The 25749-nt window shown below is 59.7% G+C and carries 26 protein-coding genes; 10 read left to right on the forward strand and 16 right to left on the reverse strand.

Annotation, left to right across the window (positions count from 1 at the left end):
* Window positions 1–10 precede the first annotated feature (10 nt).
* From ACQ3G7_RS16055 to ACQ3G7_RS16095, 9 genes are all read right to left on the reverse strand, one after another.
* Window positions 11–1342 (reverse strand): MmgE/PrpD family protein, encoded by a 1332-nt coding sequence (locus tag ACQ3G7_RS16055; protein WP_430890557.1) that lies wholly within the window; start codon window positions 1340–1342, stop codon window positions 11–13.
* Window positions 1326–2264 (reverse strand): serine hydrolase domain-containing protein, encoded by a 939-nt coding sequence (locus ACQ3G7_RS16060; RefSeq protein ID WP_430890558.1) that lies wholly within the window; start codon window positions 2262–2264, stop codon window positions 1326–1328. The genes ACQ3G7_RS16055 and ACQ3G7_RS16060 overlap by 17 nt, the downstream gene beginning before the upstream one ends.
* Window positions 2265–3029, reverse strand: coding sequence for an ABC transporter ATP-binding protein (locus ACQ3G7_RS16065; RefSeq protein WP_430890559.1), 765 nt, complete (start codon window positions 3027–3029; stop codon window positions 2265–2267).
* Window positions 3026–3892, reverse strand: coding sequence for an ABC transporter ATP-binding protein (locus tag ACQ3G7_RS16070; protein ID WP_430890560.1), 867 nt, complete (start codon window positions 3890–3892; stop codon window positions 3026–3028). The genes ACQ3G7_RS16065 and ACQ3G7_RS16070 overlap by 4 nt, the downstream gene beginning before the upstream one ends.
* Entirely contained in the window at window positions 3885–4817 is a 933-nt protein-coding gene (locus tag ACQ3G7_RS16075; protein WP_430890561.1) for an ABC transporter permease, read from the reverse strand. Before ACQ3G7_RS16075 ends, ACQ3G7_RS16070 begins: the two co-directional genes overlap by 8 nt.
* Window positions 4814–5887, reverse strand: a complete 1074-nt coding sequence (locus ACQ3G7_RS16080; protein ID WP_430890562.1) for an ABC transporter permease — start codon at window positions 5885–5887, stop codon at window positions 4814–4816. The genes ACQ3G7_RS16075 and ACQ3G7_RS16080 overlap by 4 nt, the downstream gene beginning before the upstream one ends.
* A 12-nt stretch (window positions 5888–5899) precedes the next feature.
* Window positions 5900–7492 carry an ABC transporter substrate-binding protein gene (locus tag ACQ3G7_RS16085; RefSeq protein ID WP_430890563.1) on the reverse strand — a complete coding sequence of 531 codons (1593 nt, stop codon included), beginning with the start codon at window positions 7490–7492 and terminating at the stop codon, window positions 5900–5902.
* 11 nt (window positions 7493–7503) lie between these two features.
* Window positions 7504–8931: a M20 family metallopeptidase gene (locus tag ACQ3G7_RS16090; RefSeq protein ID WP_263099548.1), complete on the reverse strand. Its 1428-nt coding sequence runs from the start codon at window positions 8929–8931 to the stop codon at window positions 7504–7506.
* Between the two features lie 137 nt (window positions 8932–9068).
* Window positions 9069–9983 carry a LysR family transcriptional regulator gene (locus ACQ3G7_RS16095; RefSeq protein ID WP_263099549.1) on the reverse strand — a complete coding sequence of 305 codons (915 nt, stop codon included), beginning with the start codon at window positions 9981–9983 and terminating at the stop codon, window positions 9069–9071.
* A 219-nt stretch (window positions 9984–10202) separates the two neighbouring features.
* Here ACQ3G7_RS16095 and ACQ3G7_RS16100 point away from each other — a divergent pair, with 219 nt between their 5' ends.
* Window positions 10203–10547 (forward strand): nitrous oxide-stimulated promoter family protein, encoded by a 345-nt coding sequence (locus ACQ3G7_RS16100; RefSeq protein ID WP_430890681.1) that lies wholly within the window; start codon window positions 10203–10205, stop codon window positions 10545–10547.
* Window positions 10548–11089: 542 nt separating this feature from the next.
* On the opposite strand, the gene ACQ3G7_RS16105 is transcribed toward ACQ3G7_RS16100, so the two are convergent.
* From ACQ3G7_RS16105 to hypA, 7 genes are read right to left on the reverse strand one after another with little or no spacing between them, the layout of a single operon-like run.
* Complete coding sequence (locus ACQ3G7_RS16105; protein WP_263099550.1) at window positions 11090–11518, reverse strand: TOBE domain-containing protein; 429 nt, start codon at window positions 11516–11518, stop codon at window positions 11090–11092.
* A 45-nt stretch (window positions 11519–11563) separates the two neighbouring features.
* Complete coding sequence (gene flhA, locus ACQ3G7_RS16110; RefSeq protein ID WP_430890564.1) at window positions 11564–13636, reverse strand: formate hydrogenlyase transcriptional activator FlhA; 2073 nt, start codon at window positions 13634–13636, stop codon at window positions 11564–11566.
* Between the two features lie 53 nt (window positions 13637–13689).
* A complete protein-coding gene (gene hypE / locus ACQ3G7_RS16115; protein ID WP_430890565.1) occupies window positions 13690–14700 on the reverse strand; it encodes a hydrogenase expression/formation protein HypE in 1011 nt (336 codons plus the stop codon).
* Window positions 14697–15818, reverse strand: a complete 1122-nt coding sequence (gene hypD / locus ACQ3G7_RS16120) for a hydrogenase formation protein HypD (RefSeq protein ID WP_430890566.1) — start codon at window positions 15816–15818, stop codon at window positions 14697–14699. Before hypD ends, hypE begins: the two co-directional genes overlap by 4 nt.
* Window positions 15818–16090, reverse strand: a complete 273-nt coding sequence (locus ACQ3G7_RS16125) for a HypC/HybG/HupF family hydrogenase formation chaperone (protein ID WP_263099554.1) — start codon at window positions 16088–16090, stop codon at window positions 15818–15820. Before ACQ3G7_RS16125 ends, hypD begins: the two co-directional genes overlap by 1 nt.
* Window positions 16081–16953 (reverse strand): hydrogenase nickel incorporation protein HypB, encoded by an 873-nt coding sequence (hypB, locus tag ACQ3G7_RS16130; protein WP_430890567.1) that lies wholly within the window; start codon window positions 16951–16953, stop codon window positions 16081–16083. The genes ACQ3G7_RS16125 and hypB overlap by 10 nt, the downstream gene beginning before the upstream one ends.
* A gap of 3 nt (window positions 16954–16956) precedes the next feature.
* Complete coding sequence (gene hypA / locus ACQ3G7_RS16135) at window positions 16957–17304, reverse strand: hydrogenase maturation nickel metallochaperone HypA (protein WP_061493420.1); 348 nt, start codon at window positions 17302–17304, stop codon at window positions 16957–16959.
* 199 nt (window positions 17305–17503) lie between these two features.
* On the opposite strand from hypA, the gene hycA reads away from it, so the two are divergent.
* The 9 genes from hycA (at window position 17504) to hycI (ending at window position 25748) form a co-directional block, all read left to right on the forward strand.
* Window positions 17504–17971: a formate hydrogenlyase regulator HycA gene (gene hycA, locus ACQ3G7_RS16140; RefSeq protein WP_430890568.1), complete on the forward strand. Its 468-nt coding sequence runs from the start codon at window positions 17504–17506 to the stop codon at window positions 17969–17971.
* Between the two features lie 98 nt (window positions 17972–18069).
* Entirely contained in the window at window positions 18070–18678 is a 609-nt protein-coding gene (locus ACQ3G7_RS16145; RefSeq protein WP_263099557.1) for a 4Fe-4S dicluster domain-containing protein, read from the forward strand.
* Window positions 18675–20489, forward strand: coding sequence for a formate hydrogenlyase subunit 3 (gene hycC, locus ACQ3G7_RS16150; RefSeq protein WP_430890569.1), 1815 nt, complete (start codon window positions 18675–18677; stop codon window positions 20487–20489). Before ACQ3G7_RS16145 ends, hycC begins: the two co-directional genes overlap by 4 nt.
* Before the next feature lie 2 nt (window positions 20490–20491).
* Window positions 20492–21418, forward strand: coding sequence for a respiratory chain complex I subunit 1 family protein (locus ACQ3G7_RS16155; protein ID WP_430890682.1), 927 nt, complete (start codon window positions 20492–20494; stop codon window positions 21416–21418).
* A 12-nt stretch (window positions 21419–21430) separates the two neighbouring features.
* Window positions 21431–23140 (forward strand): formate hydrogenlyase subunit HycE, encoded by a 1710-nt coding sequence (gene hycE, locus ACQ3G7_RS16160; RefSeq protein WP_430890570.1) that lies wholly within the window; start codon window positions 21431–21433, stop codon window positions 23138–23140.
* Window positions 23141–23583: 443 nt separating this feature from the next.
* Window positions 23584–24126 (forward strand): formate hydrogenlyase complex iron-sulfur subunit, encoded by a 543-nt coding sequence (locus ACQ3G7_RS16165; protein WP_430890571.1) that lies wholly within the window; start codon window positions 23584–23586, stop codon window positions 24124–24126.
* Complete coding sequence (locus ACQ3G7_RS16170) at window positions 24126–24890, forward strand: NADH-quinone oxidoreductase subunit B family protein (RefSeq protein ID WP_088237840.1); 765 nt, start codon at window positions 24126–24128, stop codon at window positions 24888–24890. The genes ACQ3G7_RS16165 and ACQ3G7_RS16170 overlap by 1 nt, the downstream gene beginning before the upstream one ends.
* Window positions 24890–25300 carry a formate hydrogenlyase maturation HycH family protein gene (locus tag ACQ3G7_RS16175; RefSeq protein WP_263099562.1) on the forward strand — a complete coding sequence of 137 codons (411 nt, stop codon included), beginning with the start codon at window positions 24890–24892 and terminating at the stop codon, window positions 25298–25300. The genes ACQ3G7_RS16170 and ACQ3G7_RS16175 overlap by 1 nt, the downstream gene beginning before the upstream one ends.
* Window positions 25293–25748 carry a hydrogenase maturation peptidase HycI gene (hycI, locus tag ACQ3G7_RS16180; RefSeq protein WP_430890572.1) on the forward strand — a complete coding sequence of 152 codons (456 nt, stop codon included), beginning with the start codon at window positions 25293–25295 and terminating at the stop codon, window positions 25746–25748. The genes ACQ3G7_RS16175 and hycI overlap by 8 nt, the downstream gene beginning before the upstream one ends.
* Window position 25749 lies beyond the last annotated feature (1 nt).

A 25749-nucleotide genomic window follows, 5' to 3' on the forward strand; every position in this document is an offset into this window, starting at 1 on the left:
CGTCGCCACGTCAGAGGGCCAAGAATGCAGCCTCACGGGCGCTGGGCTGCACCACCATCTGACGAATAAAGTCGATATCCCTGGCGCTGTTCAGCGTGCGCAAGCGATCGTAAAGCTTCTGCGCATTCGGCAACCGGGCGCAACAGTCGAGGAATTTCGCCTGACGCTCGCTGTCGCTGAACGGCTCTTCCAGCGCACCTTTCGCCCGCAAGCGCGCATGCCTGAGCGTACGGCCATCCTTCAGTGTCAGGGTTAACACATGCGGCAGGGCCGGATCTTCGGCTTCCTGCTCCGGCGTCCAGGCTTCCATGGCGATCCGTGCGAGTTTCTGCGCATCGGCCTGCGCCGCCACCGCGTGCGGCGTGAAATCCGCCACGCTGAGCGCCCCTTTTTCCAGCATCACCGCCACACAATACTGCATGGAAAAACGCGCCTGCATCTCGTCAGTCGGTTGCGGGTACGCGAGGTTACGCCAGTTGGAGATCCCCACCAGACAGTGCACCTGCTCAACCTCATCGGCGCTGAAGGCCCGCTGCGCCTGTAAATCGGCGATGGCATCGAGAATTCGGTGTGTCGATCCGCAACAGGGGTGTTTTTTGGGCATCACGCCAATGCGTTCAATGACATGCTGGCGATCGTTAAGCCAGTCCGGCGTACGCAAGGTTCCGGCATAGAGTTCAGCAAAGCCCTGCGGGCATTCGATAATGTCCAGCCGCCCCTGCATACCGGTACGGGCGAGGGTTGCCGCATCGACCGCATTGCGCGCCGCCATTCCCGCATGAAAGGGCTTTAAGGGAGTGCCAAACTGCCCTTTAACGCCGCTTGCCATGCTTACCGCAATGCTTAACGTCCGGGCAATCGCCCCGGCATCCTGCCCCATTAAGGCTGCCACACCTGCTGCACTCCCCACGCAACCCACCGTGGACGTGCCATGCCAGCCCGCTGTGTAATGACCATACCCGATGGCCTCGCCAATAAACGCCTGTGCCTGCAACCCGACCAGATAGGCCTCAATCAGGGCGCTGCCGCTGCTGCCCTGCGCCAGCGCGATGGGCAGCAATGCGGGTAATAATACGGCTGACGCGTGGCTCATTCCCGGCGCGAAATTGTCGTCATAATCGATGGCATGCGCGGCGGTGGCGTTAATCAGCGCGCTCAGGGCCGGATTTGCGGGGATATCCCGCCATGCGTCACCGACCGCGCGGGTAGAGAAATCCTGCCGCCCGGCCACCAGGCAGGCAAGGGTGTCGGTGATCGCCTCGCCGGCAAGCTGCCGTGCCCGTTCGCTGAAGGGGCCTGGCGCGGCGCACCAGTTCGCCAGTGTTTCAATTAAGGTCGTCATATTGCCGTTCCTGCCTCTGTAGTGCGCTGAAAAGGGTGTGCAGCAGTTTCCCGGTTTGATAACGGTTCACTTCGTGGCCCACCTGTGTAGTGTCCACGCGATGCACCACCACCAGTTGGTGAGAAGGGGCAACCAGGCAGTAATGTCCTCCTGCGCCCTGGGCGGAGAAACTGCCCGGCGGTAAGATTGCCTGCGGCCAGCCAACGCCGTCACGGGTCACCCACCACATAAAACCGTAAGCGCCGCGCGTGCCAGCATGAGAGAGCGGTGCGGTGCTAAGCCGCACCCAGTGCGCCGGGATCACCGACTGGCCTTGCCAGCGCCCCTCCTGTAAAAAGAGCTGTCCAAAGCGCAACAGGTCGCGGCTGGAGAGCATAAAGGGGTACGCCGGGTGTACGGAACTGTCGCCAGGCTCCAACCAGCTATCCTCCTGGGGGCGGTAATCCTGCATACCGATGGGTTGAGCGATGCGGCTGGCGAATGCCTGATTGATCGCCTCGCCGGTCAGTTGCCGCCATGCCGTACCGAGCGCATTAAAATCCCAGTTGCTGTAACACCAGTTCTCGCCCGGTGCATAGCGGTGGCGCGGTGGTTTAATACGGCGCATCCACGGGGTTTCGTAATTGGCCGGATGGTAAATGCCGGAACGGGCCGTCAGCAGATCGTACAGCGTCGCTCCTTTTTCCACGTCGCTTAACCCTTCGCGATCGTCAATACCCAGCGCATCCAGCGTCAGCGAGAGATCAAAACGCCCCTCGGCTTCGGCGCAGCCGATCAGCGCGCTGAGAAAACTTTTGCGCATCGAATGGCAGGGATAGCGCGTTGTTTCGTCACCGTAGCGGAAGATAACCTCATTGCCGCGCGACACCAGCAGCACGGCGCTCTGCTGCTGCGCCAGTTGGCTTTCCAGTTGTGCAAACATTTATGCCTCGCTGGCGGCAAGAAATTGCCGCGTATAGTCTTCACGGGCTTCGCCGCGACGCAGGCGTTCAGCGCTGAGTTCTTCGAGCAGTGTCCCGCGATGCATAATCCCCACCCGCTGGCACAGGTGAGCGACCACCGCCAGATCGTGGGTCACCAGCAAATAGGTCAGATTGCGCTGTTGACGCATCTGGCTCAGTAAATTGAGGATTTCCGCCTGTACCGACACATCCAGCGCGGAGGTGGGCTCATCCAGCAACAGAACGGTCGGTTCGAGGATCAGCGCCCTGGCAATGGCCACGCGCTGGCGCTGACCGCCAGAGAGTTGGTGCGGATAACGATAGCGGAAGGCGTCGGACAGGCCGACCGCATGCAGGATGTCGCTGATCCGCGCTTCATGCCGATCCATGTTGTGCAGCTTCAGGGGTTCACGCAGGCTGGCCCACACCATTTTCCGCGGGTGCAGCGAAGCGTAAGGATCCTGAAACACCATCTGCACCTGGCGGTAGAAGGGTTTATCGCGGTGCGGCTGCTGTTCGCGGTTGTTAAACAAAATATGCCCGCGATAGTCATTGTTCAGCCCGGCGAGTGCGCGCAGCACGGTGGACTTACCGCAGCCGGACTCGCCAATCAGGCCATAACTCTCTCCGCGCGCCAGCGTCAGGTTAACATCGTTGACCACCTGGCGGCGCTGGCTGCCGTGACCAAAGGCGATGCCAAGAGAGACCATTTCGATGGCGCGTTCAGCGGTGGGGATCGGGTTCATAGGGCAACTCCATCACGGTAACAGGGGCCATTTAGCCAGGCCGGATCGCGCGTGGGCACGCACAGCGTTTCTACCGGATCGCGCAGGCGCGGTTGGCTGGCGAGCAGCGCCTGCGTATAGGGATGTCGCGCCTGATCGAGCTGGTTGGCGCGGATCTCTTCCACAATGCGTCCGGCGTACATCACCAGCACCCGATCGCAAAAGCGCGAGACCAGATTGAGATCGTGCGTGATAAATAGCAGACCGGTTTGGCGGCGTTGCAACTGTTCGTCGAGGATCGCCAGTACCTGACGACGCACGGTGACATCCAGCGCGGAGGTGGGTTCGTCGGCGATGATCAGGTCTGGTTCGGGGATCAGCATCATGGCGATCATCACCCGCTGCCCCATACCGCCGGAGATTTCGTGCGGAAACAAGCGAGCGACGTTCTCCACATCACGAATATGCACCGACTCCAGCATCTCCAGCGCGCGGGCGCGGGCTTCCTCTTTGCTGACCCGGCGATGCAGCCGCCAGGCCTCCGCCACCTGATCGCCAATGCGCATCAGCGGGTTCAGTGAAAAACGCGGGTCTTGCAGGATCATGGAGATACGGTTGCCGCGAATGGTGCGCATCTGTCGCTCGCTGGCCTGGAGCAAATCGATATCGCCAAAGCGCATTTTGCTGGCGTGCACGCTGCCGGTTTTCGGCGTCAGTTTCAGGAGCGCGCGGCAGGTCTGCGATTTACCGGAACCCGATTCGCCGACAATCGCCACTTTTTCCCGGCCAACCTGGAAGCTCACATCGCGTACTGCGAGGTTATCCTCATGCGCGCCCTTAAACAGGATGCGGAGGTTTTCAACGTCTAACAGTGGATTATTCATGGCGGAGATCCATCACATCGCGCAGGCCATCACCGAGCAGGTTAAAGGCCAGACTGGTAAACAAAATCGCTAAACCGGGGATGGCGGCAATCCAGCCATTGTTCAGCATGAACTCGCGCCCGGAAGCCAGCATCGCGCCCCATTCCGGGCTGGGGGCCTGCGCGCCAAGACCGAGAAAGCCCAGTCCGGCGGCGGTGAGAATAATCGCCGCCATATTCAGCGTCACACGCACCACCACCGACGGCAGACACATTGGCATCACGTGGCGCAGGATGATGTGCCAGGCGGATGCCCCCTGTAAGCGCACGGCGGCGATATAATCCATTTTGCGGATCGCCAGCGTTTCGGCGCGCGCCAGACGGGCAATCGGCGGCCAGGCGGAGAGCGAAATGGCGATGATGGCGTTCTCAATGCCCGGCCCGAGCGCCGCGACAAACGCCAGCGCAAGGATCAGGCTCGGAAAGGCGAGAAAGATATCCACCAGACGCATCAGTAGCGTATCCACGCGGCCGCCGAGGTAGCCCGCCGTTGCGCCAATCAGCAGGCCCAGTGGGGTGATAATTAACGCTGTCAGCCCGGCGATGTAGAGCGTAATACGTGCGCCGTACAGCAGGCGGCTGAAGATATCGCGCCCGAGTTCATCCGTGCCGAGCCAGTGTTCTGCGTTCGGCGGTTGCAGGCGCAACGCCAGGTTTTGCGCATAAATGTCATGATTCGCCAGCCACGGGGAGAAGATCGCCGCAGCGACAATGATCAGCAGCACCAGCAGACCAAACAGCGCCGAATGATTGGCGCAAAACCGCCGCCACTGGATCCAGCCCAGTTGTACTCTGGCTTGCAGTGGCGTTTGCGGCGCCGGGTCGCTGAGCCAGGCGCGCAACCCCTGGCGCGGCCTAATACGCAGGGATTTAATGGAATCGGTCATTGCTCCTCCTGTCGCGTGCGGGGATCGAAGATGCGGTAGAGCAGGTCGCACAGCAGATTCAGCGCCACGAAAATGCCGCCGGTCAGCAGCGTACAGCCGACCACGGCGTTCATATCGCCCGCCAGCAGGGCGTTGGTTAAGTAGCGGCCAAAACCGGGCCAGGCGAATACCGTTTCCGTCAGTACTGCGCCTTCCAGCAGCCACGCCCAGGAGAGCGCCACGACCGTCAGCACCGGCACGGCAATATTGCGAAACGCATGCACCCAGACGCAGCGCGCCCAGGACAAGCCTTTGACGCGGGCGGTGATGATGTACTCCTGCGACAGTTGCTCAATCATAAAACTGCGGGTCATGCGGCTGATGTAGGCCAGCGCGCTCAGACCGAGGATGGAAGCGGGCAGGATGATATGGCTGAAGACATTTTTGAACACCGCCCAGTTACCGCTCAGCGCGCTGTCCAGCAGCCAGAAGCCGGTTACCGGGCGTAACTCGAATTCGTAGATAAAGTCGATGCGCCCCGGCCCGCCGATCCAGCCCAGTGTGGCGTAAAACAGCAGCAACCCCATCAACCCGAGCCAGAAATGCGGCGTGGAATAACTCAGCAGACCGACGAAACGGATCAGATGGTCAAACCATGAATTCCGGTACATGGCGGCGTAAACCCCGGCGGGAATGCCGAGGCCGACGCCAATGATCGCCGCCACGGTCGCCAGCTCCAGCGTGGCGGGAAAGACGCGGGCAATGTCCTGTGCCACCGGCTGGCTGGTGGTCAACGCGGTGCCGAAGTCCAGGTGCAGCAGTTGCCAGACATAATCGACAAACTGTTTCCACAGCGGCTGATTCAGCCCGAGTTGTTCATACATCTTCTCGTAGGCTTCATGGCTGGCGTTATCGCCAATCACCGCCACTACCGGGTCAATGGGCAGCAGCCGACCGATAAAGAAGGTCAGCGCCGCCAGCCCAAGCAGCGTGCAGCAGATGGAAATCGCGCCCCGGCTGATGCGTCTTAACAGACGCCACAGCGCGGAGGGTGCGGTATCGGTTGTGGTGGGTGCAATCACCTGTGACATCAGCAACCTCCGTTACTTACTTGCGTCGCCATACCAGACGCGGAAGCCATTCCAGGTCCAGTTCTTCACGCCCGGGCTGATGCCCGCGCTGTTGTACATCTGGAACATGATGGCCATCGGCCCTTTCTCCATGACGTCTTTTTGCAGCGTGGCGTACATCTCGCTACGTTTGGCATCATCCGGCTCCAGCAGAGCGGCTTCCACCTGCTGGTTCATCTGCGCGTCGTAGTAGGCCGCACGCCAGCTGGGATATTGCGTGGCGCGTGCGTCTTTGCGGTTATCCGGGTTGAACACCAGTCGTGAGGCATTGCCGTACGCATCCGGTACGGAGGTCTGCCACGCCATCATGGCGCTCTGGAACTCGCGTCCGCGCGCCCGGCTGAACAACTGAGCGTTAGCCATCCGCTCCAGCGTGAGCTTGACGCCAACTTTCGCCGCATTTTGTTGAATGCTCTGGGCAATCGGCGCGGAGTGGGGCAGGGTGCCGAAAATCACCGAGGCGCTAAACCCGTCCGGGTAGCCCGCTTCCGTCAGCAACTGTTTGGCTTTCGCCAGATCCAGGGTGAACGGTTGGCCCGCTTTTTCGTCCAGCGCGCCGAATGCGCCAATTTGTACAAAGCTGGCGCGCGGCACGCCGAGGTAAGGCATGACGCTTTTCGCCAGCCCGTCGTAATCGATCAGGTAGCGCATGGCGAGACGGACTTTTTCATTTTTGAAAATCGGATCTTCGTTATTGAAGGTCCAGAAAAAGAGCTGCGGTTTCAGCACCTTATCGACTTTGACTTTGCCGCCTTCGTCGAGGGTTTTCAGGTCGTCCGCCGACAGGTCGCGGGCAATATCCACATCGCCCTGCGTCAACAGTAAACGCTGGGTACCGGTTTCTGCGACGTGGCGGATCAGCACGCGTTTCAGTACCGGCGCTTTGCCCCAGTAGTGCTCAGTGGCCTGTAACATGACCCCTTCGCCGGCATTCCAGCGCACCAGTTGATACGGGCCGACGCAGGCGGTGTGGGTGGTGAGGTATTTGTGGCCGAAATCGCCCTCTACCGCTTCTTTTTCCACGACTTTGCGGTTGATCAGCGACGAGACCTTGTCGGCGGCAATGGCCTGTAAGATCAGGTTGGTGGGGTAGGGTTTATCCAGCGTCACCACCAGCGTTTTGTCATCCGGCGCGGTAATGCGGCTGTCGACATTCTCTTTGTTAAAGCCGTACTCGGTGATCTGCGCGGCATTGCCGTAGCCCAGTTTCACGACCCGCTGCATGGACCACGCGAGGTCGCCTGCGCTGGCGGGCGTGCCGTCGGGGAATTTGAGGTTATCCTGCAAATGGAAGGTGATAGTTTTACGATCCGCCGAGACATCCCAGCTTTTGGCCATTGAAGGCGTCAGCTTTTTCTCATCTTTCACATCAAATTCCACCAGCGCATCGCAGGTGTTGGCGTAAATCTCGCTGGTCACCACTTCGCCAATCTGCGCCGGGTCCCAGGTGCTGATGGCGTCAATATTCCAGGCCATCACCAGCGAGTCCGGCGGTGTGGCGGCCTGAGGCGCGGTGCTAAAGGCGCTGGTTAGCGCCAGCGCAAGGGCAATCGGTGTGTATTTCATCTCGTGGTTCCTTATACGCTATCCGGGCGTGGCTGGATGGGCGGTTTCACTTCCGCCGGGATCGGGCAGTGGTACGGTTTTTCACTCACCTGCTCGAAATGCGCTTTTTTCACCTGCGCCAGTAAAACCTTATCGGTCAGTACATCGACAGCCGTTGCCGCCATCACTTTTGCCACATGGGCGAGGCCCTTATGGGCGGCGGGCATCTTGCCTTGTGCGGTGAGTTGCCAGGAGTGGCCCGGCGTACCAATAGCCATGGTGGGGATATGCGCCTGTACGGTCGGCAGCACCCAACTGACATCGCCCACATCGGTGGAGCCAATCATCACTTCGCCGTGGGTATCCAGTGGGATGATGTAGTCACTGAGGGGTTTGGGTTTGGCGGGTTTGATCCCGGTTTTGCGGTAGCAACTGGCGATCTCTTCGTCCGACAGCGTGCCCTGGATCTCGGCGGCAAACGCCAGATCGGCGGCGTCGAACGGCACCGGGCCCAGGCTTTCCAGATTGCGTTGCATTGCCTCTTCCAGCGGGCGGTTGCCCAGCAGGTTGGAGACGGCGCTCATAATGCTGATGTCCACTTTGGTATCGGTCATCAGCGCAGCGCCCTGGGCAACGCGTTTCACGCGCTCGTTCAGTTCGAACATGGCGTGGACATCTCGGGCGCGAATGGCGTAGCGCACAGCCGCTTTCGCCTGCACCACGTTAGGCGCGATACCGCCGGAGTCGAGCATGGCATAGTGAATACGCGAGTCCTGCGGCACATGCTCGCGCAAAAACTGCACGCCAACGTTCATTAACTCTGCGGCATCCAGCGCGCTGCGCCCGAGATGCGGAGAGGCAGCGGCGTGGGACGATCGTCCGGTGAAGAAGAAGTCCATACGCGTGTTAGCCAGCGACAGGGGTTTGGCAACTTCGTGATGCGCGCTGGGGTGCCAGGTGATCGCCACATCCACACCGTCGAACGCACCGGCGCGCGCCATAAATGATTTTGCCGCGCCGCCTTCTTCCGCCGGGCAACCGTAGTAGCGCACGCGCCCTGGTGTCCCGGTCTCCTCCAGCCAGGCTTTCAACGCGGTGGCGGCCAGCATTGCGCCGGAGCCAAGCAGGTTGTGCCCGCAGCCATGACCGTGGCCATCGCCCGGCAATGGCGAGTAGTGCGCCACGCCGGAAGCCTGGCTAAGGCCGGGCAGGGCGTCGTATTCGCCCAGGAAGGCGATGACTGGCCCGCCGCTTCCCGCTTCGCCCATCACCGCCGTGGGAATGCCCGCCACGTTTTCGGTCACGCGGAAGCCTTGCGTTTTTAGCATGGCGGTATGTTCAGCCACCGAGCGATATTCGGTGTAGCAAATCTCCGGTGTACCCCACACGCGATCGCTGAGATCGCAGAAATCCTGCTGATGTTTTTCCACCCACTTCCAGACTAACGCTTTGTTTTCCATGGTGCTCCCCAGTTTGGTTGCTCGGAATAATGCAAACGTCTTTCACGTTGCCGTACCACCAGAATGAGGGAAAAAGTTTCGCCAGTGCCAATGAGCAATTCACACCGGCTATTCCGTTTTTGCATAGTCTGCCGCTGTCAGGCGGCATGCGCGGCTTCACTGTGCAGGATCAATTGCCAAAGTTGTTCCGCCTGCGGGTTGCGCAGCACGGGTTGGCGGTAGAGACGGATTGCCAGTTTGATCTCCCAGTCGCTGCTGCCTGCGCGAACCAGCGAACCGTTTGATAACTCCTCATGCACCAGACTTAATGGCAGCCAGGCAACGCCTCCACCCGCCAGCGTCATGGCCTTCAGATTGGCCGACATGCCGTTTTCATACACCGCTTCCAGCGGCAATGGCCGTTCACTGAGCATTTGCGCCAGCGCGTGAGCAAAGAATGAATGGCTGCCGTAACTGAGCCACGGGATCGGTTGCCCGCGAGGATTGATGGGGTAAAGCGGCTGACCGTCACTGTCCGGACGACAGACCGGTATGGCCCATTCGCGGCCAAGATGGATCATCGGATAGGGCGCAAGCTGGTGGATCAGCGACACAGCGTCGTGGGCATAGGTGAGCAGAAAATCGGTTTCACCGCTGTGCAGGGTGGCGATGTGCTCGACAAAACTCGGCTTCGAGTTGCACATGCGGATATAACCCAGTTGCTGTTGCAGGTTAAGACGCTGGATCCAGTCCGGGAAAAACGTCAGTGAGAGCGTGTTCAGCATCGCAAAACGCAGCACCGCGGTGCGGGAACGGAAGCGTTGGTGAAGATCGTTACGTAAGTGGGTCATGGCGAACACCGTTTCGCTGGCGGTGGCGAGAAAGATTTGCCCTTCCGGCGTTAACGTGACCGGGTAAGTTTTGCGGTCAAACAGGGGAACGCCAAGCCACTCTTCCAGTTGGCGGATGCGACGACTGAGCGCGGATTGGGTGATATGCCGTTCGTCGGCGGCGCGGGTGAAGCTGACATTGCGGGCGACACTGAGAAAATCTTCGAACCATTTCAATTCCATAGCGATACCTTGCGAAATGAATGGGAAAACGTCTCCAGAGTGAAACGAAATGTAGATTACGCAAAAAACGCGCCACTCTTGCAGCCGGGGCCGGGGGCCTGCTATCGCGCGCCCTGGGCGAACATGGCCCCCATCATTGCGCAGAAAGTGCACTAATGGGGTGCATGTTGTCTGTCTTAAGATGTATTATTGATGCAGCTTATTGATGAGGTCAGAATGATGTCGGGTCCACGCATCCTGCGGGAGAAACTGACCATCCGGAAGATGATTGCGCTCTATCAGCGCGCCTGCCCGGATGCGGTCAGCAGTGCGTCGCACTACGCGGAGCTGTATGCATATGCGGAAAAACGGCTGGATAAATGTGTGTTCGGCGAAGAGAAACCGGCCTGTAAACAGTGCCCGGTGCACTGTTACCAGCCTGCTAAACGTGAAGAGATGAAGCAGATTATGCGCTGGGCAGGGCCGCGTATGTTGTGGCGTCATCCTCTGTTGACGGTGCGCCATTTAATGGATGATAAACGCCCGGTGCCGGAACTCCCCGAAAAGTATCGCCGCAAAGGGTAGGCTGACGAAGACGTTTCCCCCTCACCCTGGCCCTCTCCCCGGCGGGGAGAGGGAACAGTCAGGCAGGAGCTGGCATTTCCCCCTCACCCTGACCCTCTCCCCGGCGGGGAGAGGGAACAGTCAGGCAGGAACTGGCATTTTCCCTCACCGTGGGTCTCTCCCCGGAGGGGAGAGGGAACAGTCAGGCAGGAACTGGCATTTTCCCTCACCGTGGGTCTCTCCCCGGAGGGGAGAGGGAACAGTCGGGCAGGAGCTGGCATTTTCCCCTCACCGTGGGACTCTTCCCGGAGGGGCGGGGGAACAGTCGGGCAGGAGCTGGCATTTTCCCCTCACCGTGGGACTCTTCCCGGAGGGGCGGGGGAACAGTCGGGCAGGAGCTGGCATTTTCCCCTCACCCTGGCCCTCTCCCCCGAGGGGAGAGGGGATAAGACGGGTGCGGTTTTCCATTCATCCAGGCTCTCTGGAGGGGCAAGGGGATAAGGCGGGTGCAGGTTTGCTCCCTCTCCCTTTCAGGGAGAGGGTTGGGGTGAGGGTTATCGCACTCAGGCGCGCGTCGCAATCAGGATCGCGGATGCCTTAATCAACGCAATCACGCGTTTACCCTGCGCCAGTTGCAGCTCTTGCAGGCTTTCATTGGTCACCACGGCCACCAACTCAAAACCCGCATCGGTGTTGATATGCACCGTGGCGTTTACCGCCCCTTCGGTCACCGCCGTTACACTACCGGCAAACTGGTTGCGCGCAGAGAATTTCAGGCCGCAATCTTCCGTTGCCAGCGTCACCCACGGCGCTTTGATCAGCGCGATGGCCTCTTTACCCGGCGCCAGACCCAGCGCCGCTTTGCTGCTACTGGTGACAATCGCCACCAGTTTCGCGCCGCCGTCGAGCGTTAACTCAACTTCATCGTTGACCGCGCCGTGAGAGGTCGCACTGACCTTGCCCACTAACTGATTACGTGCTGAAACCGCCATAGTGCCTCCATCGAACTCGAACATTAAGGGGAAAGCCCAGTTATGTCAGCTTAAGGCATCTTTATCAATGCCCAGCTTTTTCATACGGGAAAGCAGCGTGGTGCGTTTTAGCCCCAGCCGCTGTGCCGCGCCTTTTGGCCCGGCGACCACGCCATTGGTTTCGCGCAGCACCCGGACAATTAATTGATGCTCATCTTCTCCGTCGCGCGCGACTTCCGCAGGCCGGGACACCTCCTGCGGTACGCTGATTTCCGGCAGCGACAGTTGCAACACGTTGCCGCGCGTGAGCAGAACCGCACGCTCAATCACGTTTTCCAGCTCACGGACGTTACCCGGCCACTCCATATCGCTCAGTACCCGCAACGTCTCCGCCGGAATGCTGTCGATATTGCGCCCCATTTTGCGGGCGATCTTAAAGGTGAACGCCTTCACCAGCAGGGGAATATCTTCCGGGCGTTCGCGCAGCGGCGGCAGATGGATCGGAAACACATTCAAGCGGTAATAGAGATCGCTACGAAACTCGCGATCGGCAACCATTTTTTTCAGATCGCGGTTAGTGGCGGCGATCAACCGCACGTCGGTGCGGATCAGTTTATTGCTGCCGAGCCGTTCAAACTCCTGCTCCTGCAACACGCGCAGCAGCTTGGGTTGCAACTCCAGCGGCATATCGCCCACTTCGTCAAGGAACAGCGAGCTTTTGTCCGCCAGTTCAAAACGACCGATGCGCTGGGCGCTGGCGCCGGTGAATGCGCCGCGCTCATGGCCAAACAGGTCGCTTTCCAGCAACCCGGCGGGCATCGCTGCGCAGTTCATTTTCACCATCCGGCGACTGTTACGATCGCTGAGATTATGAATCGCGCGGGCGATCAACTCTTTGCCGGTGCCGGTTTCGCCGAGGATCAGCACGGTGCTGTTGCTCTTCGCCACCATCTCAACCTGCTTGAGCACGCTGAACATCGCCTCGCTGCGCCCGATGATTTCGCCAAACTCGCTGTCGACATTATTAAGCTGTTCGGTCAGCGCCAGGTTCTCATCCACCAGCCGTTCTTTCAGCCGGTGGATCTCCTGGTAGGCCAGCGCGTTGTCGACGGCAATAGCGATACGTTCGGCAATCTGGCGCAGCAGCTTCAGGTTGGCCTGGGTAAAGACCTCTTTCTGGCACTGCGCCAGTTTTAATACACCCAGCAAATTCTTGCCGGACATCAGCGGCAGCAGGCACAGCGTCTGGATTTGGTTGCCCCAGGTTTCAAACAGCATCCGCTCGTAGGGGGCGAGTTTGTCGCGTTCATGCAGGTTCAGCAGCAGCATCTCTTTGCTGCGAAACACACGTTCGGTTAGCGTGCCTTCTTCGTCGGCTTCCTGCGTTTCGTGCGTGGGGTCTGCTTCATCCAGATAGTGGGTGGAGTAGATGGTCAGTTTGCCCTTGCGGCTACCGCGCAGCACCAGGCTGATGGCATCGATACCGAAGTAGTAGTGGATCTCTTTAGCGACTTCGCTGACCAGCTCATCCATGTGCAACCGGGAGAGCACCGCGTTGGTGATCGCCACCAGAATGCGGAAATCGTCGCGCTCCTGGCACAGCAATTCGTAATCCGGGGTGGGATTGTCGCGGCTCTGCAACTGCTCCACCACCACCGCGACAATCTGCGTCAGCGTATGCAGGCGCTCTGCTTCTTTCTCGCTCCAGGCCTGCTCGTCGCGGCGAAAAAACTCACAGCCGCCGAAAATTTTCCCTTCTGCGGCTAAGGGCAGCAGGGCGTAGTGGGCAAAAGGGGGATAGGTTCCGCTTTGTGTGAGCTGCGGCCAGGTGTCGGCAAACATCTCCGCTGTGCAGCGCAGCGCCTGCGGATGCGAGAGAATATGGCGCACCGGGCCACCCGCCAGCAACGCCCGGTCGTCATAGTCGGCGCTGTCGTCGTCGGCATTCACCACGTAGCGGCTGGCGCGGTGACTGTCGGCATGCCACAGCACAATGGCGGCGCTGTCCGCCAGCGCCGCCTGTCGCGTCAGACGGGTCAGTGCTTCGCTAAGCGCAGCCAGGTCCGGCTGCTGTAATAAAATCCGCGTGATATCGAACAACCCTTGTTGCCCGAGATCGCTCATCGGTGTATACGACATTTTGCTAATCCAGGAACACACCCGCAGGTGTAAAAAAATATCAAAATAATAAATTAGCAGATCCGCGGTAGCGGCTCGGCATGGGGTAAATCCAGCAGGCGTTTTACGCCGTAAAGTCCCGTCAGTCGCACACCTTTGCGTTCGACCACTTCACCAATCATCGCCGCGTCGCGCCCTAACGGATGGGCGCGCAATGCCGCCAGCGCCTGCTCTGCGGCCTCGCGCTGTACGGCAATCACCAGTTTGCCTTCGTTGGCAAAGTTGAGTGCATCCAGCCCCAGCAGTTCGCACACGCCGCGCACCGCCGGTTTTACCGGTAAATCCCGTTCATTCAGTTCAATGCCATAACCGCACGAGGCGGCAAACTCATGCGCGACCGCGTTCACGCCGCCGCGTGTGGCATCGCGCAGGGCTTTAACGCCGGGAATATCGCGCAGGGTGGCAATCAAGGGGGTCAGCACCGCACAGTCGCTGATCAGTTCGCCATCCAGCCCCAGCCCTTCACGCAGGTTGAGAATGGTGGCACCGTGATCCCCCAGCGTGCCACTGGCCAGTAACACGTCACCCGGTTGCAGTGACTGCGCTGCCCAGCGGATCGTGGTGGGAATAGCGCCAATGCCCGCCGTGTTGATAAACACTTTGTCTGCCGCGCCGCGCTGCACCACTTTGGTGTCGCCGGTGACAATCGCGATGTCTGCGCTACGGGCGGTGGCCGCCATGCTGTCAACCACGCTTCTCAGCGTCTCCATCGGCAGGCCTTCTTCGAGAATAAAACCGCAGGAGAGGTAGCGCGGTGTCGCGCCGCTGACGGCAATATCATTGGCCGTGCCGCAGACCGCCAGTTTGCCAATGTTGCCGCCGGGGAAAAACAGCGGGTCAATCACATAGCTGTCGGTGGAGAAGGCCAGTCTGTCGCCGCCGGCTGCCAGCGCTGCCAGGTCCAGCCGCGCCTGATCTTCCTGCTCCGCCAGCCACGGGTTGGCGAAGGCTTCCAGAAACAGCTGGCTGATTAACTGCTGCATCGCCTGACCGCCGCTACCGTGGGCCAGTTGAACTTCCTTCATGCTTCACACTCCTGAGCACGGTATTGATACCAGGCGGCGCACGCGCCCTCCGAAGAGACCATCAGCGCGCCAAAGGCGCTTTGTGGGTTGCAGGTGTTGCCAAACAACGGGCACTGATGCGGTTTGCATCGGCCGGTCAGCACATCGCCGCAGCGGGCGCGCGGATCGTCGTACACCTGCTGCACTGCCGGGCGAAAATGCGCTTCGGCATCGAAACGTTGATACTCCGCCGTCAGGTGCACGCCCGACTCGCCAATGATCCCCAGACCGCGCCATTCGCTGTTGCCATTGACGGCAAACACATCCGCGATGGCGGCCTGAGCCAGGTGATTCCCGGCATCCGGCACCACCCGGCGGTACTGGTTTTCCACCCGGCTGGCGGCGGCGATTTTCTGTTCAACCAGCATGATCACGCCTTGCAGCAGGTCAAGCGGTTCAAACCCTGCCACCACTAACGGGCGCTGGAAGTCATCGGCAATAAACGTATAGGCGTCGGTGCCGATCACCATGCTGACGTGGCCGGGGGCAAGGAACGCGTCGATGCCGTTATCCGGCTGCTCCAGCAGGCTGCGTAGCGTGGGGATCAGCGTGATGTGCTGGCAGAAGAAGTAAAAATTGTCCACATTGCGGGCTTTCGCCTGCTGGAGCGTAATGGCGGTGGCAGGCATGGTGGTTTCGAACCCCAGCCCGAAGAACACCACTTTGCGCTGCGGATTGTTCTGCGCCAGCGCCAGCGCATCCATCGGCGAGTAGACAATGCGTACATCTGCGCCACGGGCTTTCGCCTGCAACAGCGAGCCGTTTTTCCCCGGCACGCGGATAGCGTCGCCAAAAGTGCAGAAGATCACTTCCGGGTGGCTGGCTATCTCAACGCAGGTATCAATGCGCCCCATTGGCAGGACGCAAACCGGGCAGCCTGGACCGTGAATAAATTCGATATTCTCCGGCAGTAACTGGTCGAGGCCAAACTTGAAAATCGCGTGGGTATGGCCGCCGCACACTTCCATAATGCGCAGCGGGCGCGCCGCCGTATAAGAGAGATGCGCCGCCCGTTCGCGCAGATGGGCGATAAGCTGCATCACCTGCTCCGGGGCGCGGTATTCATCGACAAATCGCATTACTTCTCCTCACCAAACAGCAGGGCGCCGACATCCGGTTCAACCTCGAACATATTTTGCAGCGCCGCCAGCGTATCCCGGGCTTCTTCTTCGTTAATCATGCTCATGGCGAAACCCACATGCACCAGCACCCACTGCCCGAGTCGCGGCTGCCCGTTTTCATCCTCGCTGCCCACAAGCGTAAGATCCACATCGCGCTGAATGCCGCAGACGTCCACTTTAGCTTGCAGGCCGTTAATGGCCGTAATTTGCCCCGGCACGCCTATGCACATCGTTGCGTCTCCAGCCAGTCGATCCAGCGATCCATGCCTTCGCCGTGCGTGGCGGAAATAAGGATGATTTCAATATCCGGATTGACTTCGCGGGCGTAAGCGATGCATTTGTCGACATCAAAATTGAGGTACGGCAACAGGTCGACTTTGTTCAGCAGCATCAGCGATGCGGCAGCAAACATATGCGGGTATTTCAGCGGCTTGTCTTCCCCTTCGGTAACCGACAGTACCGCCACTTTATGGCGCTCACCCAGATCGAAACTGGCCGGGCACACCAGGTTGCCGACGTTTTCGATAAACAGAATGCCCTGCCGGGCGAGCGGCAGACGCGGCGCGGCGTCGGCAATCATTTGCGCATCAAGATGGCAGCCTTTGCCGGTGTTCACCTGAATGGCGGGGGTGCCGGTCGCGCGGATGCGCGCGGCGTCGTTCACCGTTTGCTGATCCCCTTCGATCACCGCGCACGGCACGCGGGTTTTCAGGCGTTCGAGGGTTTCCGTCAGCAGGGTGGTTTTACCGGATCCGGGACTGGAGACAAGGTTCAGCACCAGTTGCTGTTGCGCGGCGAAACGGGCGCGGTTGCGGGCGGCGATGCGGTTGTTTTTATCCAGTACATCGATTTCCACTTCCAGCATGCGTTTCTGGCTCATGCCTGGCGCATGGGTGCCGGCTTCGCCATGACCGTAGTGCAGGTCACCGTTATCCAGCTCGGTTGGGTTAAATTCGCGGGTTTTGACGCCGGTAATTTTCAGCGCCGGACGATCGGCCGGGGCGAACGGCGCACCGCGAAATGCGGAATGCGGGTTATGTTCGTCACCCTCTATATAAAGGTTACCGTCCTGACAACCACATGTTGTACACATTGTTTACTCCTCAATTTCCAGTCGCTGAATGTGCATTCCGTCGTCGGCGACGATGTGCAGTTGGTCGCTGTGGCATTGTGGACAGCGGCGCACGCGCTGGGTTAGCAACGTCACATATTGCTGGCATGACTCACACCAGCACTCCGCCTGTTGTTCTTCGATATGCAGTGTACAACCTTCCGCCAGGCTGCCACGGCACACCAGATCAAAACAAAACGTTAAAGCCTCGGTTTCGACGCAGGAAAATGCGCCGACTTTTAACCACACGCCGGTCACCCGACGCGCGCCGTTTGCCCGCGCCTGTTGTTCAATCACTTCCAGCGCTCGCTGACACAATGTGATTTCGTGCATAACGCCTCCTTAGGACTTTGCCGCGTTAATGCAATAAGAGTGCCAGCGTGGTTAAAGTCACGGTGACGATGTCGAACATGACGAAATGACACGTCGAAATGGCGAAGGTTTTGCTTTAATTTCATTAAAAATCATAAAGTTAAAATTTGGCATGGATGATGCTTTACCGCCGTTGTTTCAATTAACCGGGTAAGCTGACATGACGATTTGGGAAATTAGCGAAAAGGCGGACTTCATTGCCGGGCGGCATCACCGCTTGCAGGAAGAGTGGCGCCATTACTGCAATACGCTGGTTCAGGGGATTACCCTGTCAAAAGCGCGATTGCACCATGCCATCGGCTGTGCGCCGGAACAGCAACTCAGCTTTGTGCTGTTCGAACACTTCACACTCTCTGTCACCCTTGTCGGGGGATTTAACGGTCACACCATTGAGTACGCCATTGCCGGTAAAGACGGCGGTGAGCCGCGCGTGATTGCTCAGGCGCAGCTCAGCAGCGATGGCCTGATTGATGGTGTTATCAACAACCGCGATCGCGAAAAAGTGCTGAACCACTACCTGGACGCTATCGCCGACGTTTACAACAACCTCTATGCCGCCATGGAGACGGACTCGCCGGTGACGCTCACGGCGATTGCCCGCAACGCGCACGCGCCTGCACTGGCCTGAGTTTGGGTGTCGACAAGTGTCGAAAGTGACACCTTGAGCGACACGTTTCGTCATAAATGACCGCCCGTAACGAGGGTGAATCACCTGAGGATGTGCTGGTGAACCGTTTTGTAATTGCCGACGCTTCGCTGTGTATTGGTTGCCATACCTGCGAAGCCGCCTGCGCCGAGACGCACCGCGCGCAGGGGTTGCAGGCGATGCCGCGACTGCGTGTGATGCGTAACGAAAATGAATCTGCGCCGCAGCAGTGCCACCACTGCGAAGATGCGCCCTGTGCGGGCGTTTGCCCGGTCAATGCGATTAACCGGGTGGATGGCGCGGTGCAGCTTAATGAAAGCCTGTGTGTGAGCTGCAAGCTGTGCGCGATTGCCTGTCCGTTTGGCGCTATCGAGTTTTCCGGTAGCCGCCCGCTGGATATTCCCGCCAACGTCAACTCGCCAAAAGCGCCCGCAGCACCGCCTGCACCGGCACGCGTCAGCACGCTGCTGGATTGGGTGCCGGGCGTGCGGGCTATCGCCGTGAAGTGCGATCTCTGCCATTTCGATGAGCAAGGTCCGGCCTGCGTACGCATGTGTCCGACCAAGGCGCTGCACCTGGTGAATAACCGCGATCTCGCCCGCGCCAGTCGACGCAAACGCGAACTTACCCTTAACACTGACTACGGCGATTTATCGCTGTTTCAGGCGCAAAACCGGAGTGCGAAATGACGATCCTCTCTTTGTTAAGCGACGCCATCGCGGTGCTGGTGTGCGCGGCGGCGCTGGCGTATCTGTTTACACCCGCAAAAGCGCTCAGCGGCTTGCTTGCCGGGCTTGGCGGCACGGTGGGGTGCGTGATGGCGGCGGCGGCCGGTGGGATGGCGCTGCTGGGTGCGCAATCTGTCAGTGGAACGATCCCCCTTATCCAGTATCAGGTGCTGGTCACGCCGTTAAGTGCGGTCTGGCTGATTACGCTGGGTGTGTGCGGCGGTTTCACCAGTCTCTATAACATCCAGTGGCATCGCCACGATGCGGTAAAAGCCAACGGTCTGCTGATCAATTTGCTGATGGCTGCCGCGCTGTGCGCAGTGAGTGCGGCGAATTTCGGCGCGCTGGTGGTGATGGCGGAGATCATGGCGCTCAGCGCGGTGTTTCTCACCGGATGCAGTGAGTCCGGCAAACTGTGGTTCGCCATGGGACGCCTGGGCACGGTACTGCTGGCGATAGCCTGCTGGTTGTTATGGCAACGCTATCACACGCTGAGTTTGCTACAACTGAGCGCGCAAACGCCGGGCAGCGATATCTGGCTGCTGGGGGTGATAGGTTTTGGCCTGCTGGCGGGGATCATTCCACTGCACGCCTGGGTGCCGCAGGCGCACGCCAATGCGCCAGCCCCGGCTGCTACGCTGTTTTCCACCGTGGTGATGAAAATTGGTCTGTTCGGCATCCTCAGCCTGTCGCTGCTTGGCGGCCAGCCACCGCTCTGGTGGGGCGTACTGCTGCTGGTGCTTGGCATGGTCACGGCTTTTGTTGGTGGGCTGTATGCGCTGATGGAGCACAACATCCAGCGCCTGCTGGCGTACCACACGCTGGAGAACATCGGCATTATCCTGCTCGGCCTTGGCGCAGGCGTCACCGGCCTGGCGTTACGGCAACCGGCGCTGATTGCGCTGGGACTTACGGGCGGTTTGTACCATCTGTTCAACCACAGCCTGTTTAAAAGCACGTTGTTCCTGGGCGCGGGCGCGCTGTGGTTTGGCACTGGCTACCGCGACATTGAAAAACTGGGCGGCATCGGTAAGCGCATGCCGGTTATCTCGCTGGCAATGCTGGTGGGGCTGATGGCAATGGCGGCACTGCCGCCGCTCAACGGTTTTGCCGGTGAGTGGGTGATTTATCAATCCTTCTTCCGTTTAAGCGCCAGCGGCGCGTTTTCCCTGCAACTGCTCGGGCCGCTGCTGGCCGTCGGTCTGGCGATCACCGGCGCGCTGGCGGTGATGTGTATGGCGAAAGTCTACGGTGTGACCTTCCTTGGCGCGCCGCGTACGCCACAAGCGGAAAACCCGCACCCTGTTCCGTGGCTGATGACGACCTGTGTCGCTGCCCTGGCGTTGTGCTGCGTGGCGGGCGGTGTTGCTGCGCCCTGGCTGTTGCCGCGCCTGTTCGCGGCGGTGCCTTTACCGCTGCAAACCGCGAATACGCTGGTGTCGCCGCCGATGATAGCGCTGCTGTTGATCGCCACACCGTTATTGCCGCTGCTGCTGCTGATGGTGTTCAAAGGCGATCGCCTGCCAGCGCGCAGCCGGGGAACGGCATGGGTCTGCGGTTACGATCACGAAGCGTCGATGGTGGTGACGGCGCACGGTTTTGCTATGCCGGTTAAAGCGGCGTTTGCCCCGGTGCTGAAGTTGCGTAAATGGCTGGAGCCGACGCTGCCCATTCCTGGCTGGCGTGCCGATGCCGCGCCGCTGCTGTTCCGTCGTCTGGCGCTGATCGAGCTGGCGGTGCTGGTGGTGGTGGTGATTTCGCGAGGAGCCTGATGATGAGTTTTCTGTTTGCTTTACTGCAGGCGCTGGTGCTGTTTGCGTTTGCGCCGCTGCTTTCCGGCATCAGTCGTGTGGCGCGCGCACGGTTGCACAACCGCCGCGGACCGGGGGTACTGCAAGAGTACCGCGACCTGTTCAAATTACTCGGTCGGCAGAGCATCGCCCCGGCCGCCTCCGGCTGGGTGTTTCGCCTGACGCCGTTTGTGATGACCGGCGTCATGCTGACCATCGCCACGGCGCTGCCGGTGGTGACGATTGCGTCTCCGCTGCCGGCGCTGGGGGATTTGATCACGTTGATTTACCTCTTCGCCATTGCCCGCTTCTTTTTCGCTATCGCCGGGCTGGATACCGGCAGTCCGTTTACCGGGCTGGGCGCCAGCCGTGAAGCGATGCTTGGCGTGCTGGTGGAGCCGATCCTGCTGCTCGGGCTGTGGGTTGCGGCGCTGGTGGCCGGATCAACGCATATCAGCAATATCACGTTTACCGTTTACCACTGGCCGCTGCATCACACTCTTCCGCTGTTGCTGGCGCTGTGCGCCTGCGCTTTCGCCACCTTTATCGAGATGGGCAAGCTGCCTTTTGACCTTGCGGAAGCGGAGCAGGAGTTGCAGGAAGGGCCGTTGTCGGAATACAGCGGCAGCGGTTTTGCCGTGCTGAAGTGGGGCATCAGCCTGAAACAACTGGTGGTGCTGCAAATGTTTGTCGGCGTCTTTCTGCCCTGGGGGCAGATGAGCGATTTCAGCACCGCAGGTTTGTTGCTGGCGGTGGTGGTGGCGCTGGCGAAATTGATTGTGGGCGTGCTGGTGATTGCGCTGTTTGAAAACAGCATGGCGCGTTTGCGCTTCCTTGCCACGTCACGCGTGACCTGGGCCGGGTTTGGCGTCGCCTTTTTAGCGTTCGTCTCCTTACTGGCGACGTATTAAGAGAGTTTATGCATGTCTGAAGAAAAAATCGGTCAACACTATCTCGCCGCGCTGCACGAGAAATTCCCTGGCGTGGTGCTGGATGAAGCCTGGCAGACCAAAGACCAGCTTACTGTCACAGTGAAAGTGAACTACCTGCCGGAGGTGGTGGAGTTTCTGTATTACCAGCAGGGCGGCTGGCTCTCCGTGCTGTTTGGCAACGATGAACGCAAGCTGAACGGCCATTTCGCCGTCTATTACGTGCTGTCGATGGAGCAGGGCGTGAAATGCTGGATCACCGTGCGTGTGGAAGTTGACGCTCTGAAGCCGGAGTACCCTTCCGTCACACCGCGTGTGCCTGCGGCGGTCTGGGGCGAACGCGAAGTGCGCGATATGTACGGTTTGATGCCGGTCGGTTTACCGGATGAGCGCCGACTGGTGCTGCCGGATGACTGGCCGGATGAACTTTATCCGCTGCGTAAAGACAGCATGGATTACCGTCAGCGCCCGGCACCGACCACCGATGCCGAAACCTATCAGTTTATTAACGAACTGGGTGATAAGAAAAACAACGTGGTGCCGATTGGCCCGTTGCATGTCACCTCTGACGAACCCGGCCATTTCCGCCTGTTTGTCGACGGCGAAAACATTGTCGATGCGGATTACCGCCTGTTCTATGTCCACCGCGGCATGGAGAAACTGGCGGAAACCCGCATGGGTTACAACGAAGTCACCTTCCTGTCTGACAGGGTGTGCGGGATTTGCGGCTTTGCCCACAGCACCGCTTACACCACGTCGGTCGAGAACGCGATGGGCATTGTGGTGCCGGAGCGCGCGCAGATGATCCGTGCCATTTTGCTGGAGGTGGAGCGTCTGCACTCGCACCTGTTGAACCTTGGGCTTGCCTGCCATTTTGTGGGCTTCGACTCCGGGTTTATGCAGTTCTTCCGCGTGCGTGAAGCCTCAATGAAGATGGCGGAAATCCTGACCGGCGCGCGTAAAACCTATGGCCTTAACCTGATTGGCGGTATCCGCCGCGACATGCTGAAAGAGGACATGGTGCAGACGCGCCAGTTAGCCCAGCAGATGCGCCGCGATGTGACCGAACTGGTGGACGTGCTGATGAGTACGCCGAATATCGAGCAGCGCACCGTGGGTATTGGTCGTCTCGATCCGCTGATCGCCCGCGATTTCAGTAACGTGGGTCCGATGGTGCGCGCCAGCGGTCATGCCCGCGATACCCGCGCCGATCACCCGTTTGTGGGTTATGGTCTGCTGCCGATGACCGTGCACAGCGAGCAGGGCTGCGATGTGATTTCGCGCCTGAAAGTGCGGATTAACGAAGTGCTCAGCGCGCTGAATATGATTGATTTCGGTCTGGATAATCTGCCCGGCGGCCCGCTGATGGTGGAAGGCTTTACCTATATTCCGCACCGGTTTGCGCTGGGCTTTGCCGAAGCGCCGCGTGGTGACGACATTCACTGGAGTATGACCGGCGATAACCAGAAGCTTTACCGCTGGCGCTGCCGTGCGGCGACCTACGCCAACTGGCCGACGCTGCGCTATATGCTGCGCGGGAATACTGTGTCCGACGCGCCGCTTATTATTGGTAGCCTCGATCCTTGTTACTCCTGTACTGACCGGATGACGGTGGTGGATGTTCGCAAGAAGAAAAGCAAAGTGGTGGCGTACAAAGAGCTGGAACGTTACGGGGTTGAGCGTAAGAACTCGCCGTTGAAATAGGCTGTGTTTTTTTGACCCTCACCCTAACCCTCTCCCTGAAAGGGAGAGGGGATCGCCCCTCTGCCGTCTGTTTAAAGGGGGCCGGGATAGGGAGAAGACTGGAGCGAGGCAATTGCTTTCCACCCTCTCCCCTCCGGGGAGAGGGCCGGGGTGAGGGGAATTGCTTTCCTCCCTCGCCCCTTTGGGGAGAGGACCGGGGTGAGGGGAATTATCTTCCCCCTCTCTCCTCCGGGGAGAGGACCGGGGTGAGGGGAATTATCTTCCCCCTCTCTCCTCCGGGGAGAGGGCCGGGGTGAGGGGAATTATCTTCCCCCTCTCTCCTCCGGGGAGAAGGCCGGAGTGAGGCAATTGTCTTCTCCCTCTCCCCTCCGGGGAGAGGGCCGGGGTGAGGGGATTCCCACCCCAGGGCGAGGGGAAAATGAATACACCGCAGTGGAGCAACCATGTTTACCTTTATTAAAAAAGTGATCAAAACCGGCACCGCGACCACCGCTTATCCGCTGTCGCCGATGCCGGTGGATAAGAACTTTCGCGGCAAACCGCAGCACAATCCGCAGCAGTGTATTGGCTGTGCGGCATGCGTGAACGCCTGTCCGTCGAATGCGCTCACGGTAGAGACTGACCTTGCCACTGGTGAGCTGGCGTGGCAGTTCAACCTCGGGCGCTGCATTTTCTGCGGCCGTTGTGAAGAGGTGTGCCCGACGGCGGCGATTGCGCTGTCGCAGGAGTACGAACTGGCGGTCTGGAGCAAGGCCGATTTTTTACAGCAGTCGCGTTTTGAACTGTGCCAGTGTCGCGAGTGCGCCCGGCCTTTCGCGGTGCAAAAAGAGATCGATTACGCCATTGCGCTGCTGGCGCATAACGGCGACAGCCGCGCCGAGCAGCACCGCGCCACGTTTGAAACCTGCCCGGACTGTAAACGGCAGAAGTGCCTGGTGCCTTCCGATCGCTTTGATTTGACCCGCCATATGAGAGAGGTCAGCTAATGAGCCAGCTATTAGGTCCGCGCGATGCGGAGGGGATCCCGGTGCCGATGACGGTGGACGAGTCCATCGCCAGCATGAAAGCGTCGCTGCTGAATAAAATCAAACGCTCCGCCTACGTTTACCGTGTGGACTGCGGCGGTTGTAACGGCTGCGAAATCGAGATTTTTGCCACGCTTTCGCCGCTGTTCGATGCGGAACGCTTTGGCATCAAAGTGGTGCCGTCGCCGCGCCATGCCGACATTCTGCTGTTTACCGGGGCGGTGACCCGCGCCATGCGTTCACCTGCGCTGCGCGCCTGGCAATCTGCGCCGGATCCCAAAATCTGTATCTCCTACGGCGCGTGCGGCAACAGCGGTGGTATCTTCCACGACCTGTACTGCGTCTGGGGCGGAACCGATCAAATCGTCCCGGTGGATGTGTATATTCCCGGTTGCCCGCCGACGCCTGCCGCCACGCTGTATGGCTTTGCCATGGCGCTGGGGCTGCTGGAGCAGAAAATTCACGCCCGCACGCCCGGCGAGCAGGACGACCAACCGGCAGAAATCCTCCACCCGGCGATGGTGCAGCCGCTGCGCGTGAAAGTGGATCGCACGGCGCGCCGCCTGGCCGGTTACCGCTATGGTCGACAGATTGCGGACGATTACCTGCGGTTGCGCAGCGTCGGCGAGCATGAAGTGGTGCGCTGGCTGGCGCAGGAGAACGATCCGCGCCTTACCGAGATTGTCAGCCATCTCAATCAGGTGGTGTTGGAGGCGAAAATCTGATGGGCGAATCGGTGGTCTTTAGCCAGTTGCGGCGTAAGTTTGTTGATGAAAACGACAATACCCCGCAGCAGGCGCAACAGGTGGTCTACTACAGTCTGGCTATCGGCCACCATCTGGGGGTGATCGACTGCCTGGAGACGGCGCTGACCTGCCCGTGGGAAGCCTATCTGGCGTGGATCGCCACGCTGGAGGCGGGGAGCGAAGCGCGGCGCAAAATGGAAGGCGTGCCGCGTTACGGTGAAATCGTGATTGAGAGCAGCCACGTTATGCTGCTGGCGAAGGCGTTTGATCAGGCGCAGGCGCGGCAAAATGCACAGCAACAGGCATGGAGCAAGGCGCTGCTGTCTATGCTGCATGATATTTATCTGGAGAGCGCCATCTATTTGATGGTAAGGAGACTACGTGACTGACGTGTTGTTGTGCGTGGGAAATAGCATGATGGGCGACGATGGCGCAGGCCCGCTGCTCGCGGAGATGTGTGCGGTAAACCCGCCAGCAAACTGGAAGGTGATTGACGGCGGCAGCGCGCCGGAAAACGATGTGGTGGCCATCCGTGAATTGCGCCCGTCGCGGTTGCTGATTGTGGATGCCACCGATATGGGGCTGAACCCTGGTGAAATCCGCGTGGTGGACCCGGACGACATCGCCGAAATGTTCCTGATGACCACCCACAATATGCCGTTGAACTACCTTATCGATCAGTTAAAAGAGGACGTTGATGAGGTGATTTTTCTGGGCATTCAGCCGGATATCGTCGGTTTTTATTACCCGATGACGCCGCCAGTGATGGCGGCGGTCGAAACCATTTACCAGCGGCTGGCGGGCTGGGAAGGCAAGGGCGGTTTCGTGCTGCTTTAAA

It is taken from the genome of Kosakonia sp. N21 (genome assembly GCF_050587465.1).
Taxonomy (GTDB): domain Bacteria; phylum Pseudomonadota; class Gammaproteobacteria; order Enterobacterales; family Enterobacteriaceae.

What these genes read in the sequence shown, in the direction of transcription:
- ACQ3G7_RS16055 (WP_430890557.1), bottom strand. Translation starts at nt 1,342, where the DNA reads ATGACGACCTTAATTGAAACACTGGCGAACTGGTGCGCCGCGCCAGGC.
- ACQ3G7_RS16060 (WP_430890558.1), bottom strand. Translation starts at nt 2,264, where the DNA reads ATGTTTGCACAACTGGAAAGCCAACTGGCGCAGCAGCAGAGCGCCGTG.
- ACQ3G7_RS16065 (WP_430890559.1), bottom strand. Translation starts at nt 3,029, where the DNA reads ATGAACCCGATCCCCACCGCTGAACGCGCCATCGAAATGGTCTCTCTT.
- ACQ3G7_RS16070 (WP_430890560.1), bottom strand. Translation starts at nt 3,892, where the DNA reads ATGAATAATCCACTGTTAGACGTTGAAAACCTCCGCATCCTGTTTAAG.
- ACQ3G7_RS16075 (WP_430890561.1), bottom strand. Translation starts at nt 4,817, where the DNA reads ATGACCGATTCCATTAAATCCCTGCGTATTAGGCCGCGCCAGGGGTTG.
- ACQ3G7_RS16080 (WP_430890562.1), bottom strand. Translation starts at nt 5,887, where the DNA reads ATGTCACAGGTGATTGCACCCACCACAACCGATACCGCACCCTCCGCG.
- ACQ3G7_RS16085 (WP_430890563.1), bottom strand. Translation starts at nt 7,492, where the DNA reads ATGAAATACACACCGATTGCCCTTGCGCTGGCGCTAACCAGCGCCTTT.
- ACQ3G7_RS16090 (WP_263099548.1), bottom strand. Translation starts at nt 8,931, where the DNA reads ATGGAAAACAAAGCGTTAGTCTGGAAGTGGGTGGAAAAACATCAGCAG.
- ACQ3G7_RS16095 (WP_263099549.1), bottom strand. Translation starts at nt 9,983, where the DNA reads ATGGAATTGAAATGGTTCGAAGATTTTCTCAGTGTCGCCCGCAATGTC.
- ACQ3G7_RS16100 (WP_430890681.1), top strand. Translation starts at nt 10,203, where the DNA reads ATGTCGGGTCCACGCATCCTGCGGGAGAAACTGACCATCCGGAAGATG.
- ACQ3G7_RS16105 (WP_263099550.1), bottom strand. Translation starts at nt 11,518, where the DNA reads ATGGCGGTTTCAGCACGTAATCAGTTAGTGGGCAAGGTCAGTGCGACC.
- flhA (WP_430890564.1), bottom strand. Translation starts at nt 13,636, where the DNA reads ATGTCGTATACACCGATGAGCGATCTCGGGCAACAAGGGTTGTTCGAT.
- hypE (WP_430890565.1), bottom strand. Translation starts at nt 14,700, where the DNA reads ATGAAGGAAGTTCAACTGGCCCACGGTAGCGGCGGTCAGGCGATGCAG.
- hypD (WP_430890566.1), bottom strand. Translation starts at nt 15,818, where the DNA reads ATGCGATTTGTCGATGAATACCGCGCCCCGGAGCAGGTGATGCAGCTT.
- ACQ3G7_RS16125 (WP_263099554.1), bottom strand. Translation starts at nt 16,090, where the DNA reads ATGTGCATAGGCGTGCCGGGGCAAATTACGGCCATTAACGGCCTGCAA.
- hypB (WP_430890567.1), bottom strand. Translation starts at nt 16,953, where the DNA reads ATGTGTACAACATGTGGTTGTCAGGACGGTAACCTTTATATAGAGGGT.
- hypA (WP_061493420.1), bottom strand. Translation starts at nt 17,304, where the DNA reads ATGCACGAAATCACATTGTGTCAGCGAGCGCTGGAAGTGATTGAACAA.
- hycA (WP_430890568.1), top strand. Translation starts at nt 17,504, where the DNA reads ATGACGATTTGGGAAATTAGCGAAAAGGCGGACTTCATTGCCGGGCGG.
- hycC (WP_430890569.1), top strand. Translation starts at nt 18,675, where the DNA reads ATGACGATCCTCTCTTTGTTAAGCGACGCCATCGCGGTGCTGGTGTGC.
- ACQ3G7_RS16155 (WP_430890682.1), top strand. Translation starts at nt 20,492, where the DNA reads ATGAGTTTTCTGTTTGCTTTACTGCAGGCGCTGGTGCTGTTTGCGTTT.
- hycE (WP_430890570.1), top strand. Translation starts at nt 21,431, where the DNA reads ATGTCTGAAGAAAAAATCGGTCAACACTATCTCGCCGCGCTGCACGAG.
- ACQ3G7_RS16165 (WP_430890571.1), top strand. Translation starts at nt 23,584, where the DNA reads ATGTTTACCTTTATTAAAAAAGTGATCAAAACCGGCACCGCGACCACC.
- ACQ3G7_RS16170 (WP_088237840.1), top strand. Translation starts at nt 24,126, where the DNA reads ATGAGCCAGCTATTAGGTCCGCGCGATGCGGAGGGGATCCCGGTGCCG.
- ACQ3G7_RS16175 (WP_263099562.1), top strand. Translation starts at nt 24,890, where the DNA reads ATGGGCGAATCGGTGGTCTTTAGCCAGTTGCGGCGTAAGTTTGTTGAT.